Annotated in this window: 17 protein-coding genes; 6 read left to right on the top strand and 11 right to left on the bottom strand. The window is 62.7% G+C overall.

Annotated elements, in window-relative coordinates; genetic code table 11:
- The first annotated feature begins 50 nt into the window (after positions 1–50).
- The 3 genes from mutS to ACIGGE_RS05325 are packed head-to-tail and all read left to right on the top strand — an operon-like array spanning position 51 to position 3537.
- On the top strand, positions 51–2675 hold the full coding sequence (gene mutS, locus ACIGGE_RS05335; protein ID WP_397489654.1) for a DNA mismatch repair protein MutS: 2625 nt from the start codon (positions 51–53) through the stop codon (positions 2673–2675).
- A gap of 24 nt (positions 2676–2699) precedes the next feature.
- Complete coding sequence (locus ACIGGE_RS05330; RefSeq protein ID WP_397489653.1) at positions 2700–3089, top strand: hypothetical protein; 390 nt, start codon at positions 2700–2702, stop codon at positions 3087–3089.
- A 37-nt stretch (positions 3090–3126) separates the two neighbouring features.
- On the top strand, positions 3127–3537 hold the full coding sequence (locus ACIGGE_RS05325) for a YidH family protein (RefSeq protein WP_103022807.1): 411 nt from the start codon (positions 3127–3129) through the stop codon (positions 3535–3537).
- On the opposite strand, the gene ACIGGE_RS05320 is transcribed toward ACIGGE_RS05325, so the two are convergent.
- The 5 genes from ACIGGE_RS05320 to gluQRS all read right to left on the bottom strand — a co-directional run bounded on the left by ACIGGE_RS05320 (position 3534) and on the right by gluQRS (position 6603).
- Positions 3534–3899 carry a hypothetical protein gene (locus ACIGGE_RS05320; protein WP_301641889.1) on the bottom strand — a complete coding sequence of 122 codons (366 nt, stop codon included), beginning with the start codon at positions 3897–3899 and terminating at the stop codon, positions 3534–3536. The genes ACIGGE_RS05325 and ACIGGE_RS05320 overlap by 4 nt on opposite strands.
- Before the next feature lie 98 nt (positions 3900–3997).
- Complete coding sequence (locus ACIGGE_RS05315) at positions 3998–4870, bottom strand: 3-hydroxyacyl-CoA dehydrogenase NAD-binding domain-containing protein (protein ID WP_397489652.1); 873 nt, start codon at positions 4868–4870, stop codon at positions 3998–4000.
- A 71-nt stretch (positions 4871–4941) separates the two neighbouring features.
- Positions 4942–5520, bottom strand: coding sequence for a cob(I)yrinic acid a,c-diamide adenosyltransferase (locus ACIGGE_RS05310; protein WP_221596997.1), 579 nt, complete (start codon positions 5518–5520; stop codon positions 4942–4944).
- 9 nt (positions 5521–5529) lie between these two features.
- The gene (locus tag ACIGGE_RS05305) at positions 5530–5760 is read right to left on the bottom strand and encodes an HIG1 domain-containing protein (protein ID WP_103022804.1); all 231 of its coding nucleotides are present in this window, start codon (positions 5758–5760) and stop codon (positions 5530–5532) included.
- A gap of 12 nt (positions 5761–5772) precedes the next feature.
- The gene (gluQRS, locus tag ACIGGE_RS05300) at positions 5773–6603 is read right to left on the bottom strand and encodes a tRNA glutamyl-Q(34) synthetase GluQRS (RefSeq protein ID WP_397489651.1); all 831 of its coding nucleotides are present in this window, start codon (positions 6601–6603) and stop codon (positions 5773–5775) included.
- 114 nt (positions 6604–6717) lie between these two features.
- Here gluQRS and ACIGGE_RS05295 point away from each other — a divergent pair, with 114 nt between their 5' ends.
- The gene (locus tag ACIGGE_RS05295) at positions 6718–7326 is read left to right on the top strand and encodes an HNH endonuclease (RefSeq protein WP_103022802.1); all 609 of its coding nucleotides are present in this window, start codon (positions 6718–6720) and stop codon (positions 7324–7326) included.
- 310 nt (positions 7327–7636) lie between these two features.
- The gene (locus ACIGGE_RS05290; RefSeq protein ID WP_397489650.1) at positions 7637–7909 is read left to right on the top strand and encodes a hypothetical protein; all 273 of its coding nucleotides are present in this window, start codon (positions 7637–7639) and stop codon (positions 7907–7909) included.
- A gap of 495 nt (positions 7910–8404) precedes the next feature.
- On the opposite strand, the gene ACIGGE_RS05285 is transcribed toward ACIGGE_RS05290, so the two are convergent.
- Positions 8405–9262, bottom strand: coding sequence for an N-acyl homoserine lactonase family protein (locus ACIGGE_RS05285; protein ID WP_397489648.1), 858 nt, complete (start codon positions 9260–9262; stop codon positions 8405–8407).
- A 122-nt stretch (positions 9263–9384) separates the two neighbouring features.
- Between ACIGGE_RS05285 and ACIGGE_RS05280 the strand changes: the two genes are divergently transcribed.
- Positions 9385–9924 (top strand): hypothetical protein, encoded by a 540-nt coding sequence (locus ACIGGE_RS05280; protein ID WP_397489647.1) that lies wholly within the window; start codon positions 9385–9387, stop codon positions 9922–9924.
- On the opposite strand, the gene kynU is transcribed toward ACIGGE_RS05280, so the two are convergent.
- Genes kynU through ACIGGE_RS05255 form a run of 5 tightly spaced genes read right to left on the bottom strand, consistent with a single transcriptional unit; the run spans position 9925 to position 14491 of the window.
- Positions 9925–11142, bottom strand: a complete 1218-nt coding sequence (kynU, locus tag ACIGGE_RS05275; RefSeq protein WP_397489932.1) for a kynureninase — start codon at positions 11140–11142, stop codon at positions 9925–9927.
- Positions 11142–11783 carry an arylformamidase gene (gene kynB / locus ACIGGE_RS05270; RefSeq protein WP_103022801.1) on the bottom strand — a complete coding sequence of 214 codons (642 nt, stop codon included), beginning with the start codon at positions 11781–11783 and terminating at the stop codon, positions 11142–11144. The genes kynU and kynB overlap by 1 nt, the downstream gene beginning before the upstream one ends.
- Positions 11780–12571: a tryptophan 2,3-dioxygenase gene (locus ACIGGE_RS05265; protein WP_103022800.1), complete on the bottom strand. Its 792-nt coding sequence runs from the start codon at positions 12569–12571 to the stop codon at positions 11780–11782. Before ACIGGE_RS05265 ends, kynB begins: the two co-directional genes overlap by 4 nt.
- A 36-nt stretch (positions 12572–12607) precedes the next feature.
- Positions 12608–12997 (bottom strand): DUF4112 domain-containing protein, encoded by a 390-nt coding sequence (locus ACIGGE_RS05260; RefSeq protein ID WP_397489646.1) that lies wholly within the window; start codon positions 12995–12997, stop codon positions 12608–12610.
- Positions 12998–13030: 33 nt separating this feature from the next.
- Positions 13031–14491, bottom strand: a complete 1461-nt coding sequence (locus tag ACIGGE_RS05255) for an ABC transporter substrate-binding protein (protein WP_397489645.1) — start codon at positions 14489–14491, stop codon at positions 13031–13033.
- Positions 14492–14512 lie beyond the last annotated feature (21 nt).

Here is a 14512-nt window from a genome sequence, read left to right as displayed (position 1 = left end):
GGCCGCATCGCCGACTCCCGAATCGCGGCCACCCTCGCTAGGCCCGCCGCATGGCCGACACGCCCACCCCGATGATGCAGCAATACCTGGCCCTCAAGCAGGAAGCCGGAGACGCGCTCCTGTTCTACCGGATGGGCGATTTCTTCGAACTCTTCTTCGACGATGCACGAGTGGCATCGAGAGTGCTGGACATCGCATTGACCACGCGCGGCGAACACGGCGGCCAGCCGGTTCCGATGTGCGGCGTTCCGGTCCATTCCGCGGAAGGTTATCTTGCCCGCCTGATCAAGGGCGGCTGCCGTGTCGCCATTGCCGAGCAGACGGAAACGCCCGACGAAGCGAGGGAACGGGCAAAGCGCGAAGGATCGCCCGTGTCGAAGGCGCTGGTCGCGCGCGATATCGTGCGTTTGGTGACCGCCGGTACATTGACCGAAGAAGCGCTGTTGGAACCGCGGCGCGCCAATCTGCTGGTGGCGATCGCTCCGGTTCGTGACGGGGTAGGTCTGGCCTCCTGCGACATCTCTACCGGGCGGATGGAGCTGGAGGAATGTCCGGCAGACGCGCTCGACGCGGCGCTGGCGCGGCTCGGCGCCAGCGAGGTCGTGGCTCCCGACGATTGGGACGAGTCATTCCCGGACATCATCGCCCGCCCCCGCGCGGACTTCCGCAGCGAAGCAGGTGAAGCCCGGCTCAAGGACATTCACAGCATTGCCACGCTCGATGGACTGGGCAGTTTTACCCGGCCGATGCTGGCAGCAGCAGCGGGGCTTCTTGCCTACCTCGATCATGCCGGGCGCGGGACGCTGCCGTTCCTGCTTCCACCAGTCGCGCGGGGGAGCGGTGCGCATCTGGCAATGGATGCCGCAACCCGCATGAGTCTCGAAATTCTGGAGGCGCAGGGCGGAGGCCGTCCCGGCAGCCTGATCGCCTGCGTCGATCGCTGTGCGACCGGGGCTGGAGCCCGGCAGCTGGCGGAAGATCTTTCGGCGCCGCTGGCTGACCGCAACGCGATCGAACAGCGGCTCGCCGGTGTCCATTACTTCCACGCAGATCCCCTGATGCGCGCCGACCTTCGCGCCATATTGCGGCAGGCGCCCGATATCGGTCGCGCGCTCGGGCGGCTCGTCGCCGGGCGCGGCAGTCCGCGTGATCTCGGGCAGATCCGCGACGGACTTTCCGAAGCACGGCGCATAAGAGACATTCTGGAATCCGGCATCGACCTGCCGCCCCTGCTCGGCCGGATGATCCACGCACTGGGCGGCCACGCTGCTTTGGTCGATCACTTGGCGCGGGCGCTGGTGCCCTCGCCTCCGACGGATCGCGGCCAGGGCGGCTTCATCGCCAGCGGCTACGACCATTCTCTCGATGCATTGCGCGAAACCAGCGGCAATGCGCGCAAGGCCATCGCCGCCCTCGAAGCGAAATATCGCGAGGAAACGGACACGGCATCGCTCAAGGTCAAGCATAACAAGGTGCTTGGCTATTTCATCGAAGTCCCCGCAAAACACGGTGACAAGCTGATGGCGGCGGACAGCGGATTTACCCATCGCCAGACCATGGCCGGTGCGGTCCGCTTCAATTCGCTCGGCCTCCACGAAGAAGCGACCCGCATCGCCGAAGCAGGCGCCCATGCGCTCGCGGCAGAAGATGGCCATTTCGAAGAACTGGTTGGCGAAGTGGTCGCCGCTCGCGAAGCGATCGCGGCTACCGCAGCGGCTCTGGCACGCATCGATGTCTGCTCCGCCTTGGCCGAACGCGCGGTCGAAGGCGATTGGGCACGGCCCGAAATCCTTGACGAGCCCTGCCTCGAAATTAACGGCGGACGGCATCCAGTGGTCGAACAGGCGCTGGCCAAGACGGGCGAACGCTTTGTCGCCAACGACTGCACGCTGGGTCCGGACGACAGATTGTGGCTGATCGGCGGTCCCAACATGGGCGGTAAATCCACTTTCCTGCGCCAGAATGCGATCATCATGCTGCTGGCGCAGGCGGGTAGTTTCGTGCCAGCGGCATCGGCCCGGATTGGATTGGCCGACAGGCTGTTCAGCCGCGTCGGAGCGAGCGACAATCTTGCGAGGGGCCGGTCTACGTTCATGGTCGAAATGGTGGAAACGGCGGCTATCCTCAGTCAGGCGACGGAGAAGAGCTTCGTCATCCTCGACGAAGTGGGCCGCGGGACCAGCACTTACGACGGGATGGCCCTAGCCTGGGCGGTGGTAGAGGCAGTGCATGAGAACCTGCAGTGCCGCTGCCTGTTTGCCACGCATTACCACGAGCTCAGCCGGCTTGCCGATACCTGCGATGCGCTGAGCCTGCATCATGTCCGTGCACGGGAATGGAAGGGCGACCTCGTCCTGCTTCACGAATTGGCCAAGGGGGCAGCCGACCGCAGCTATGGCCTTTCGGTGGCCAAGCTGGCCGGTGTCCCGCCGCCGGTCATCAAGCGCGCGAAGGCCGTGCTCGACAAGCTGGAAAAGGGGCGTGAAAAGACTGGTGGCCTTGCTGCGGGGCTCGGTGAATTACCTCTGTTTGCCGCCAGCGCGCAGGCGGAAGAAAAGGACCGCGACGCGCTGCGCGATGCGCTGCACGCGCTCGATATCGATGCGCTATCGCCGCGCGACGCGCTGGATAAACTGTACGAGTTGAAAGCGGTAGCCGGGGAAACCAAGGCTTAACGGGTCTGGGCTAAACCAGCCATCATGGCAGGACATGTAATCGCCGGTCAGGGCAAGAAGCTCATCGTTATCGGGCTGTTTCTGGTGCTCGTGCTCATCCTTGTGGGCGGTGAAGACGATCCGGGTGTAATCGGCGGTCTGGCCGACGCAGACACCCCTGTCGTCGCCGAAGACGAACTAGCAGTCGCACAGACCAACAGCCCGCCACCCCCAGCGCGGCGCGAGGATCCGGCTTTGTCGTCCTGGTATTCGCAATCGGCCGATAGTGGTGCGGCCGTCCCGCAGCCTTTGGTCCCAACGCCTGTAGACGATAGCCATCTGATCAATGATGCCAAACCCATGGTGTCGGTTGGCCCTCCAACTGCTCCTTCGGGGCCGACAATGAACAGCCCTGACACCGCGGTGATCGAATAGGCACGGAACCGTGCAGACGCCCGCCCATTAATTCCGCATGGCGCAGGACGACCCACCCGAGGACCCCGACAAATCGACTGAGTGGGCGGAATTGCGCACCGACCTTGCCGAAGATCGCAACATCATGGCTATGGAGCGGACGTTTGCAGGATGGATGCGGACCGCCTTCGCAGCAATCGGGATCGGGCTGGGATTCAAGGCCGTGTTCGGCGCCTTCGACCCACCGTGGCTCGCCAAGGCAATAGCGACCGTATTCATTCTGGCGGGAGGCTGGCTTGCCATTACCGCACAAAAGCGCGCCTGCCGTACGCTCGAGCGGCTCGACACGCACAAGTTCGAGGCGATCTCCACCCCGAACTTCCGCGTGCTTGCCTATTCGGTTGCTGCCGGATCCATCCTGCTGACCGCAGGGCTATGGATCCTGAACAACGGCACTATAACGGACTAGCTGCCGTCTGAAGGAAGGTCGGGATCGACCTTAGCCGACTTGCCGTATTTATCCTCGTTATCATCATGATTGTCCTCGCCGCGAAAGGCACCCATGTCGATCCGGCCCGAACTTTCCATGTCGCGCATGTGATCGACGGTATCCTGAGTCGAATCGTTCATCAGGCCGCTTTTGTTGTCGCTCTTGCGGCTTTCGGTCGGGGAACCGGTTTCCCGGGTCGTCCCTTGCGCTTCTTCGGCGACTTCCTGCGCCTGGTTGCGGTGATCGTCCTGCTCGTCGTTATGGGTTTCCGGCGCAAGGCCAGCCTGGCGGGCTTCCTGGCTTTCGCCCACGGGCGTGTTTGTCTTGGTAGTATCGGTCATGATCGGAAAGTCTCCTTTGTCCGATCAACCGGTGGGCGGGCCCGCAGGTTCCATAAACACAGAATGCACCGCGCCGCCCTGCCCTTCCGGCCTCGGCCCTAGCGCGTCGGCACGGGCTCCTCGCCCGAATAATCGTAGAAACCGCGCCCGGTCTTGCGGCCGAGCCACCCGGCTTCGACATATTTTACCAGCAGCGGGGCGGGCCGATACTTGGCATCGCGGGTGGTCTTGTAAAGCACCATGATAATGTCGAGGCAGGTATCCAGCCCGACGAAATCGGCCAGCTGCAGCGGCCCCATCGGATGGTTGAGACCGAGGCGACAGCCCTTGTCGATATCCTCGATGTCGGCGGTCGACTGGCCGAGCACGAAAATCGCCTCGTTGATCATCGGCAGCAGGATCCGGTTCACGACGAAGCCGGGTTCGTCCTGCGACAGGACCACTTCCTTGCCCAGGCTTTGCGCAAAGGCAGTCGTGCGGTCGGTCGTCGTCTGGTCGGTGGCGAGGCCCGGAATGACCTCGATCAGCTTCATCACCGGAACCGGGTTGAAGAAATGCAGCCCGATGAAACGCGCCGGATCGGGCGCGTAATTGGCCATGCGGGTGATCGGTATCGAACTGGTGTTCGAGGCCATGATCGCGTCGGGCGAAAGGAATTCCCCGGCCTTCTCGAAGATCGCCTGCTTGATCTCTTCCTTCTCGGTCGCCGCTTCGATGATGAGATCGGCATCCTTCATGCGCGAATAATCGGCGATCGGCGTGATGCGTTTCATCGCCGCTTCGGCATCGGCGATTTCGATCTTGCCCTTGCCGACCAGCTTGCCGAACGCCTTGTCGATCCCGGCATGCGCCTTTTCGGCAACGTCGAGGCTGACATCCGCCAGCAGGACGTCCATGCCGTGCGCAGCCACGGTCTGCGCGATGCCGGAGCCCATCTGGCCCGCACCGATAATAGCGACCGTCTTGTCCATCGAAACTTCCCTTCGCATGTGCAGCAAAACGCGTGCACTAGCGAAGGGGCGCGGCGCTGGCTAGCGCCGGCTTAGCGGTTGCCGCCGGGAATCCACTTCACGTCGCCGCGCCCGTCGTCGTTCGCCACGCGGGCAAGGACGAAAAGATAGTCCGACAGCCGGTTGATATAGGCCAGTGCCTGCGGATTGGTGGGTACGTGCGACGCCATCGCGGTCATCGCGCGTTCTGCATGACGAACCGCGGCGCGGGCCACATGGAGGCGCGCGGCAGCCTCTGTTCCGCCCGGAAGCACGAAGCTGGTCAGCGGTTCGAGCCGGGTGTTCGCGGCGTCGATCGCCTGTTCCAGCCACAAGACCTGTGCCTCCACGACCCGCAGGACCATTTCCGACGGGGAAAAATCGTCTTCGTCTTCGGCAGGCGTGGCGAGATCGGCACCGAGATCGAACAGATCGTTCTGGATCCGGTAGAGCGGCTCGGCATACTCACCGTTCGCCAGCACGACCGCAGCCAGGCCCAGCGCGCTGTTGGCTTCGTCCACCGCGCCAATCGCGGCCATGCGTGCGTCGTGCTTGGGCAAGCGCGATCCGTCGACGAGACCGGTGGTCCCGTCATCGCCGGTGCGGGTGTAGATCTTGTTGAGCTTGACCACGCTTCTGGGTCAGCTGGCGATCGCTAGGATGACCGCCACGACCACGATCGCCAATGCCTGATACTTGATGCGCGCGAACATCATCTTGTTCTGCAGCAACTGCATTTCGGTAGCATCGGTCTGCTCGCCGCTTTCGAGATCGATCTTCGTGCTTTTCAGAAAAGCCACGACGCCGCGCACAAGGCTTGCGACCACGAGAACCATGAGAATGACGAGCAGGATGGTGAGGAAGGTTGTCATAACTGCCTCTATCTAGGAGTTCGCCAGCGTAATGCCAGCGGGGAATTCGCCGGAACGCAGCGCGTCAGCCAGCGCCTGCCCGTTCTCCCCACTTCCACGCCGGTCCGCCAAGGACGGCGATCCGCGCCGCTTGGCGAGCTTCTGTCCGCTTTCATCGATCAGCAGACCGTGGTGATAACAAAGGGGAACCGGCAGGCCGAGCAGCGCTTGCAGAAGGCGATGAATATGCGTTGCGTCGAACAGATCCGCACCCCGCGTCACCAGTGTGACCCCGTCTGCCGCATCGTCCAAGGTCGCGGCCAAGTGATAGCTGGCGGGTGCATCCTTTCGCACGATGACGACGTCCCCACCCTCGCGGGGGTCTGCGATCTGCTGCCCGGCCAGCGCGTCCTCCCAGAAAAGCTGCCCGCTTTCCGCCATCGCCCGGTCGATGTCGAGCCGCAGCGCAGCAGGCTTGAACGGGTCGACCACGCTGCCCTTGCAGGTTCCGGGGTAAACGGCGCCCTGCGATCCCAGACGCGGTTTCAACGCCGCTATGTCGGCTCGCGTACAGGTGCAGGGATAAAGCAAACCACGGTCGAGCAGGTTGCGTGCCGCCGCGTCGTATGTCGTCAGCCGGGTCGACTGCGCGGGCACTTCGTCCCATTCCAGTCCCAGCCACTCGAGATCGCGACGAAATTCGTCAGCCAGTTCAGGGCGCGAACGCGGCCCGTCGATATCTTCGATCCGCAGCAGGAAGCGCCCGCGGGCCTCACGCGCCAGATCATGGGCCACGATAGCCGAGAACGCATGGCCGAGATGGAGCGGCCCGTTAGGGCTGGGGGCAAAGCGAGTGACGGTCATAGTGGCGAAAAAGATGCTATTTCACTGGGCAAGCTTGTGGATAGCATGTGTGTAACAGACTTGACGCTTTTCCTTGCAAGTGCATTTTCACTGTTATCGGGGAGGAACGCACTGGTGTTCAAGGCCGAACTGCTGGAACGGGCCGCAAGGTTCCGAAGTACCGCCGAGGATCCGACTCGCAATCTGCAGTCATGTCCCAGCCTGGTTCTCAATGCCGACTACACGCCGCTGTCTTATTATCCGCTGAGCCTGTGGCCATGGCAGACCGCGATCAAGGCCATCTTCCTCGACCGGGTCGACGTGATCGCTACCTACGAGCGCGAGGTGCATTCCCCCTCGCTCGACATGAAGATCCCCAGCGTGATCGCGCTTAAGCAATATGTGAAGCCGAGCGAGTTTCCCGCCTTCACCCGGTTCAACCTGTTCCTGCGCGACCGGTTCAGCTGCCAGTTCTGCGGAGACATGCACAATCTCACCTTCGATCACGTCGTTCCCCGCCGGCTGGGCGGCAAGACCACGTGGGAAAACATCGCCACCGCCTGCGCGCCCTGCAACATGAAGAAGGGCGGTCGTACGCCCAAGCAGGCCGGCATGCAGCTCTACAGCCAGCCGATCCGGCCGACCCACTGGCAGCTGCAGCAGCACGGCAAGATGTTTCCGCCCAACTACCTTCACGAAACCTGGCGCGATTGGCTCTATTGGGACATCGAACTGGAGGCCTGACCCCGCCAACGAAAAAGGCGGCGCCAATCCGACGACGGCGCCGCCCTTCCTTCAACTGCCGTTTGGCTGAGTGTGAACCTTACTGTACTTCGTCTTCGGCCTTGCCGCCCATTTCGCCCATGTCATCTACCACATTGCGGCCACATTTTACGCCTGGATTAAATTTCGTATTTTTTCCAATAATCTATGTGAGACATTCGTATGATGCCATTGCCCCCGCGACGCTTTCCCGCCGCGGCAAACTCGGCACGGTAGGACGGGCTACTGGCTGCAAGACCCGTCCAGCAGGAAAGCCCGATAAGCGAGAACGATGACAACTCTTATTTGGATAGTCCCCGCAATGATCCTCGTGTTCCTGCTCGCTCTGGTATTCCGCCGGGCGTTGCTCACCGTTCTGCGCGTTCCTCATGGATTTGTGCTGATCGTAGCGGTTGTCGCTGCGACAGGGGTCACCATGGCGATGAACGCTGCGTTGTTGCCGGTCGCGCTGGCCGCCGAGCCAAGCGCTGCGATCATGATCGCCGGCCTGATGGTCGGCTTTCTTCTTACCGCGCGGGAAATTCGGAAGCCGAAGGGAGATTGATCATTGTACGCCGGGCAAACCGGATGCTACGACCAGGCCCGAACGATGAGGTAGATCCACCAGAGAAAGAACACCAAGTCCTCCATCGGCAATTTTGCTTTGGAAGTAGCGGGTACACCCGGCGGCAATCCACCACCGCTTTTCCGGACCATTCTTTCCAGTGTATCTTTCCGATCGCTATATCTGCGCCCCATAGGTTGTTCTGGCCGTAGAGCATCGGCACTTCGTGCAGCCTGAGGGCGGTTCTGTATCGACACCGCGTGCCGATGATGACCCTGTTCGCGCTAGTATTCCGCTTTGCCCATTTGCCGACGCAGAGCAGGATCGGTCTGCCGTATCCCGCAATCGATGTAAGGTTCAAACGGCTGGTAGATCGGCGCACCGCAATTGAGGCATTTCTGGCCCATGCAACGCGACTAAGGCGCGCCCATTAAAAAGGATTTACCGGGTCCGAAAGTCGCCGATCAGGTGACCGCCGCCGCCAATAGTCTTGCCCTAGTGGGACGGTTCCGGGAAAGGCGCGAGCTTGGCGATGTCGGCAGGTTCGTGCTGGATCACCAGGGTCGCTCCGATCTGTGCGGCGATTTCGCGCAATCGGTCCATCGATGCGAGCGTTTCAGCCCGGCTCGTGTTGAAGCTCGGAACGCCTTTGCGGCTCCAGTTTTCGCGGAAGTGGACGGCATCGCCCGACAGCAAGATCGGTCCGCGGCCCTTCAGCCGAACCAGAAGCGACCGGTGCCCCGGCGTGTGACCCGGTGCCTTGAGCATGATCACCGAGCCGTCTCCGAACACATCGTGATCGTAGGTCAGTGTCTTGAGGGTGCCGTTACCCCCGATCCATGGCCCGAGACTTGCGGACAGGTCCTCGCGCTTGTTGATCACGTCCCAATCGGCCCGGTCCACCAGCAAGGTCGCGCCCGAAAAATCGGCGGCCTGCCCGGTGTGATCGTAGTGGTAGTGGCTGATCCCAATGAAAGTGACCTGATCGGGCTCGATGCCCAGTTGCGCAAGTTGCCGGACAATGCTGGCCTTAAGGCTCATCCGGTCGGTGCCGCTTTCCTCCTCCTTGCCCTCCAGCGTTTTCGGCAGGCCGGTATCCCATAGCAGATAACGATCGCCGTTCCTGACGAGGTAACAGCTGTCGGTGAAGGTCATGCTGCGGCCCGGATATGCGAAAGTGTCGGAGTAGTCGTCCAGATTACCGATCTCGATCGTGCCGCAATCCATCCTCCACATTTCCAGCGCCGGTCGATCCGCGGCTTCTGCGCGGTCCGGCACCAGCAGACCGGGCAGCAATGCTGCAAGAGCGATGAGTGCACTTGCGATGAGACCTTTACCGTTCCGCTTCGCCATTTCGATCCTCCCCGTTTGCCAAAGACCCCGCGCCATTCGGGCGCAGCATCCTCCATTTCCGGCATTCGTAATTTTCTAACCTGTTTCTGCGAGAATATGTGCGCAGTGGGGAGGGTACCAGGATGCTGGGACTGTTCAAAAAGAAGATGGCACCGGATGGGCCCGTCGATTTCACGACGGAAATGCAGATCGAAGCGTCGCCGTTTAAGGTTTACAGTCATCTGGATTGGTCGAGCGAGGATCATACCTATCGGGCCCTGGGCGAACATGTCGAGACGATCGACAGCGCCCGTGGCTTCTACAGGATGCATGTCGCCGCGATGCCCGGACACCAGTTCGACTTCGCCGTAACCGAGGCCGAACCCGGCGAGCGTTATGGCTATGTTTCCGAAACCCGTCCGATCATAGGTCGTCTGGTCGACATGCAGTCACGCTACGAACTGGTGGCGCTGAACGATGGGACTTCCTGTCTCGTGAAATCGCATGGAACTGCACGATTTGTCGACGGGCTTACGCAGCACCAGCTCGACGAAGAGATGTCGCGCATGTCTCTTGCCTGCCACAACAGCCTGGCCAAGCTGAAAATACATGCCGAATACGGCATCGAGGCTGTCCGGAACGCGACCATGGCGAGCATCCAACGCGTGCGGATCGAATCGTAATCAGGTGACCGCCGCCCGTTCCTGGAATTCGCCGCGCTGCCATTCGCCGGTTTCCAGCACCTCTGCCAGATGGCGCGCGGCTTCGGCCATGTCCTCGAACCGCAGATAGGCGGGCGCAAAGCCGAAGCGCAGGATGTCGGGGTCGCGGAAGTCGCCGATGACACCGCGGCCAATCAGCGCCTGGCAAATGGCGTAGGCGTCCTGATGGCGGAAGGACAGCTGGCTGCCGCGACGCGCCGGATCGGTCGGGCTGACAAGATCGATCGCCACGTTCCTTTCGGACAGGCACTGGCGGAAGAACTCGGACAGCGCCTGCGACTTGGCATAGAGGCGATCGATGCCGATTTCGGCGATGAGATCGACCCCCACCTCCAGCGCGGCAAGGCCGAGGATCGGGGGCGTGCCGCACAGCAGTTTCTCGATGCCGGGCGCCGCCTCGTAATCGTCGCTGAAGGCGAAGGGCGCGGCGTGCCCCATCCAGCCGGTCAGAGGCTGGCGTGCCGCCTCCAGGTGCTTTTCCGCTACGAAGGCGTAGGCCGGGGCGCCCGGGCCGCCGTTGAAGTATTTGTAGCCGCAGCCGACCGCGAAATCCGCCGCGCACCCGTCGAGATCGACCGGCAGCGCGCCGCCCGAATGCGACAGGTCCCACAGCACCAGCGCGCCGGCATCATGCGCGGCGCGGGTCAGTTCGGCCATGTCGAACGTCTCGCCCGTCTTGTAATGCGTATGGGTGAGCATCAGCAGGGCAATGCTGTCGTCCAGCGCCTCGAACAACTGGCCGCGCTCCGCCAGACGGCGCTCGGCCAGGCCCTGCCGTTCCAGCCCGTCGATCATGTAGAGATCGGTGGGAAAATTGCCGGGTTCGCTCAGCACCACCTTGCGCCCCGGCTGCATGGCCAGCGCGGCGGAGATCAGCTTGAACAGGTTCACGCTGGTGGAGTCGCAGGCAATCACCTCGTGCGGGCGGGCGCCGATCAGCGGTGCGATCTTCGCCCCAACCCGCGCGGGCAGATCGATCCAGCCGGCGGTGTTCCAGCTGCGGATGAGATCGCGGCCCCATTCTTCGCGCACGACCTCTTCCAGCCGTGCGGGCGTCGCTTTCGGCAGGCAGCCGAGCGAGTTGCCGTCAAGATAAATAACCCCATCCGGCAGCATGAACCGGTCGCGAAATTCGCGCAGCGGATCGCCGGCGTCGAGGAACCGGGCGCGTTCCAGCATCATGCCAGTTCTCTCAGGATCGCGCGGCACAGGCCTGCATCGCCGCCCCCCACCTTGAGCGGCAGGGCGACAAGTTCGTAGCGCCCCTCGTCCACGTCATCGAGCACCAGCCCTTCGAGGATGCGCATGTCGTGTTTCAGCACCGCGTGATGCGCGTCCATCGTCTTGCTCTCCTGTGGATCGACGCTGGGCGCATCGGTACCGATCAGCTTGACCCCCTGAAGCGCCAGCCATTCGACTGTCTCGGCTGCGATCGGCAGCCAGTCGCTGCGCCATTCGTCGTGCGGGAAACTGTCCCAGGTGCGGAACAGCACGCGGTCGGCGCTGTCGATATGCGGCAGGTCGGCGATGTCGATCGCGCCGTTCACGCCGCGCGCGTCGACCACCAGGCAGGTACCGATATAGGGATCGATTTCCATGCTGGCGGCATCCAGCGCGCCTTGCGCATAATGCAGCGGTGCATCGGCATGGGTGCCCGAATGCGTGCTCATCGTCATCCGGCCGACATTGACGGGCGAGCCTTCGTCCATCCGCCATGTCCGCTCGAACCCGAACCTTGTATCGCCCGGCCAGACGGGCAGGTCCGGGCGCAGGGTCTGCGAAATGTCCCAGATGCGGCGGGTGCTTTTCCAGCTGCTCATATCGCGGTCCGCACGCTCAGGAGTTCGGGGAAGAAGGCCGCTTTCAGCACGTTGGCGAGATAGGGCACGCCGGGCGTACCGCCGGTGCCCTTCTTGAAGCCGATGATCCGTTCGACCGTCTTGAGATGGCCGAAGCGCCAGCGCTGGAAGTGGTATTCCAGATCGACCAGCTTTTCAGCGAGTTCGTAGAGGTCCCAGTATTCCTTCGGGTCGCGGTAGATCTGCGCCCAGGCGGCCTCGACCGCGGGCGAGTGTTCCCACGGGCTGCCGTGATCGCGCGCGAGGATTTCGTCGGGAATGTCGAACCCGCGCCGCGCCAGCAGCGCGATGACTTCGGCGTAGATCGACTTGCGGTCGAGTTCCTCGCGCAGTTCGCGCGCCACCTCGGGCGTCGCCTCGTGCATGGTGACCATGTCGGGATTGCGGCCGCCGAGCAGGAATTCCATCATCCGGTACTGCGCGCTCTGGAACCCGCTCGACCCGCCGAGATGCGGGCGGATGGTGGAATAATCGTGCGGGGTCATGGTGCTGAGCACGTCCCAGCTCTGGATCAGTTGCCCCTGGGCGCGCGCCACCCGGGCGAGCATCTTGAACGACGGGCGCAGCCGGTCTTCCTGGATGCACATCCGCGCTTCGAAGAGTTCGTGCAGGCACAGCTTGAGCCACAGCTCGCTCGCCTGGTGGACGATGATGAACAGCATCTCGTCATGCGCATCGGACGCAGGGTGCTGCGCCGACAGGATGCGGTCGAGATCGAGATAGCCGGAATAGGTGACGTCGGATGCCATGCGCGCAGCCCTAGCGCGCAATCGCCGCCAGCGAAACTACTGGTCGATCACCATGGTGTGCGGGTGATGCTTGTCGAGATGCTTGCGCACGATGCGCAGGTTCTTCGTGTTCGATCGATAGACCACGTCGAAGGCATCGCCGACGAGCGGAACCGCACCGATAGCGCCGTCGATCGCTATGTTGCCCGCCATGCGCCACAGTTTCCATTTCGGCAGACCGAGGTTTTTGGCTTCCCACACGATATAGGCGCCCATGGCAGCCGCCACGAGATCGCCAATGATCGGCACGAGACCGATGATCGCATCGAGCCCGATGGGAAACTTCGTCCCGGGAATGACGAGGCTGCGTTCGAGGAGATGCTCCATCGCCTCGATCCGTTTGCGGATCGACACGGGGTCGCTGCCGATCGGCAATTCAAACCCCATGGGGCGCGGCGGATCCTGATTGTCCATCAAACCCTAGATGGGAGCGCGGGACAGCGGGAACAAGGGATGCACGTTCCACGGGTTTTCGCTGAACCCCTCCAACCCGGCGCGAACCATCGACCAGCGGATCGGCGCGCCAATCGGAATGTAAAGATTCGCCGCGAGAAGCGTATTTTCCGCCTCCAGCAGATAGGATGCTTCTTCCGCAGGATCGCGCGCATCGAGCGCGAGAGACACGAGGTAATCCGCGTCTTCGCTACATTGCGTTTTGTCGATCGTGCAATTGAACTGGTTGAGGAACCAGCGCGGAGAGGGATAGCGCGCCACCCGGTCGCGCAATGCGAGATCGGCATTGCCCACCGTCTCGCTGCGCGTGGTCGACACGCCGATAGCGGCGAAATCCTCTGCCAGACCATCGAACAGGAGGTCCGAGCCGGGCCCCGGTGGCAGATAGATGCGCACCCTCGGTTCCTGCCCGCTGGCAGCCCGCCATTGAGCCACCCGCTGACGGGCTTCGCTCCGGCGTTCTTCGATCGACTGGATGACCCAGCGTTCCACCGGCAGGCCGCCCGAGCTGGACAGTTCGACCGGAACGATCCGGGTCGAAGGGAACCAGCCGCCGATATTGAACGGCTGCATCAGTCCCTGCCGGTCCAGCGCCATCGCAAGCGCTTCGCGGTTGGCCGTGACACCGAGGAAACCGGCGGGCTTCAGAACATCGAGACCGAACAGGCCGATCGCCGCGTCGAGACGCACATTGCCGCGCGACAGCGGCCCCGTGCTGGCCAGCGGGAGATTAGCCAGCCGCCCACCGAGCACGGCATCGAAATCGCCCTGAGAGAATCCTTCGGTCGCCTGTTCGGCATTGACTGCACGAATGCGCACTTCACCCACCGTATCTTCCCATCCCGGCTGTTCAGGCAAGCCGCGCAACTGCGGCGGCAGCGGTGCCAGCATCACTCCATCATCCCCCACGCCGCGCGCCATCAAGGCGGCGCTCTGATCGCCGATGTCGATCCCAAGTTCAGGCTGAGCCAGCAGACGCAGAAAGTCGGGCATCGGACTGGTTAGGCGGATTTCGACGACCCGCCCGGTCATGGCGCGAATATCCCGCACCTTCGCCAGATCGAGGCCAAGGGAAGTGCCGCGCAATTGGCGCAACCGTTGCTGAAGCGCGTTGCGCACTGCCTGCGCGGTCAGCGGTGTCCCATCGCGCAAGTCGAATTCATTGATCCGGAAAATATAGCTGGCACCGTCATCGGTGACGATCCAGCGTTCGGCCACGCCGGGAACCACCTCGCCGCGGGGATCGATCCGGACCAGGCCCATCGAAATCGCGGCGCGAACATGTTGTCCGGCAGGGTCGAGCCTGACCCCGTCGGCATCCAGTTCGCCAGGGTCTGCAATAAAGGCGACTTCGACCACGCCATCGTCAGTTCCCGAGCCACACGCAGTCAACAGGACGAAGAAAAAAGCGAGAAAGGAAAGGCGCATGGCTGACGGTTAGCAGCGCAT

The organism is Qipengyuania sp. NPDC077410 (assembly GCF_044543405.1).
In the GTDB taxonomy this organism is placed as follows: domain Bacteria; phylum Pseudomonadota; class Alphaproteobacteria; order Sphingomonadales; family Sphingomonadaceae; genus Qipengyuania; species Qipengyuania pacifica.
Note: the sequence above shows the minus strand (reverse complement) of the source record. Positions and strands in the feature narration are given on the sequence as shown.

Excerpts from the sequence above, each read along its gene's own strand:
- mutS (WP_397489654.1), top strand. The coding sequence starts at position 51 with ATGGCCGACACGCCCACCCCGATGATGCAGCAATACCTGGCCCTCAAG.
- ACIGGE_RS05330 (WP_397489653.1), top strand. The coding sequence starts at position 2,700 with ATGGCAGGACATGTAATCGCCGGTCAGGGCAAGAAGCTCATCGTTATC.
- ACIGGE_RS05325 (WP_103022807.1), top strand. The coding sequence starts at position 3,127 with ATGGCGCAGGACGACCCACCCGAGGACCCCGACAAATCGACTGAGTGG.
- ACIGGE_RS05320 (WP_301641889.1), bottom strand. The coding sequence starts at position 3,899 with ATGACCGATACTACCAAGACAAACACGCCCGTGGGCGAAAGCCAGGAA.
- ACIGGE_RS05315 (WP_397489652.1), bottom strand. The coding sequence starts at position 4,870 with ATGGACAAGACGGTCGCTATTATCGGTGCGGGCCAGATGGGCTCCGGC.
- ACIGGE_RS05305 (WP_103022804.1), bottom strand. The coding sequence starts at position 5,760 with ATGACAACCTTCCTCACCATCCTGCTCGTCATTCTCATGGTTCTCGTG.
- gluQRS (WP_397489651.1), bottom strand. The coding sequence starts at position 6,603 with ATGACCGTCACTCGCTTTGCCCCCAGCCCTAACGGGCCGCTCCATCTC.
- ACIGGE_RS05290 (WP_397489650.1), top strand. The coding sequence starts at position 7,637 with ATGACAACTCTTATTTGGATAGTCCCCGCAATGATCCTCGTGTTCCTG.
- ACIGGE_RS05285 (WP_397489648.1), bottom strand. The coding sequence starts at position 9,262 with ATGGCGAAGCGGAACGGTAAAGGTCTCATCGCAAGTGCACTCATCGCT.
- ACIGGE_RS05280 (WP_397489647.1), top strand. The coding sequence starts at position 9,385 with ATGCTGGGACTGTTCAAAAAGAAGATGGCACCGGATGGGCCCGTCGAT.
- kynU (WP_397489932.1), bottom strand. The coding sequence starts at position 11,142 with ATGCTGGAACGCGCCCGGTTCCTCGACGCCGGCGATCCGCTGCGCGAA.
- kynB (WP_103022801.1), bottom strand. The coding sequence starts at position 11,783 with ATGAGCAGCTGGAAAAGCACCCGCCGCATCTGGGACATTTCGCAGACC.
- ACIGGE_RS05265 (WP_103022800.1), bottom strand. The coding sequence starts at position 12,571 with ATGGCATCCGACGTCACCTATTCCGGCTATCTCGATCTCGACCGCATC.
- ACIGGE_RS05260 (WP_397489646.1), bottom strand. The coding sequence starts at position 12,997 with ATGGGGTTTGAATTGCCGATCGGCAGCGACCCCGTGTCGATCCGCAAA.
- ACIGGE_RS05255 (WP_397489645.1), bottom strand. The coding sequence starts at position 14,491 with ATGCGCCTTTCCTTTCTCGCTTTTTTCTTCGTCCTGTTGACTGCGTGT.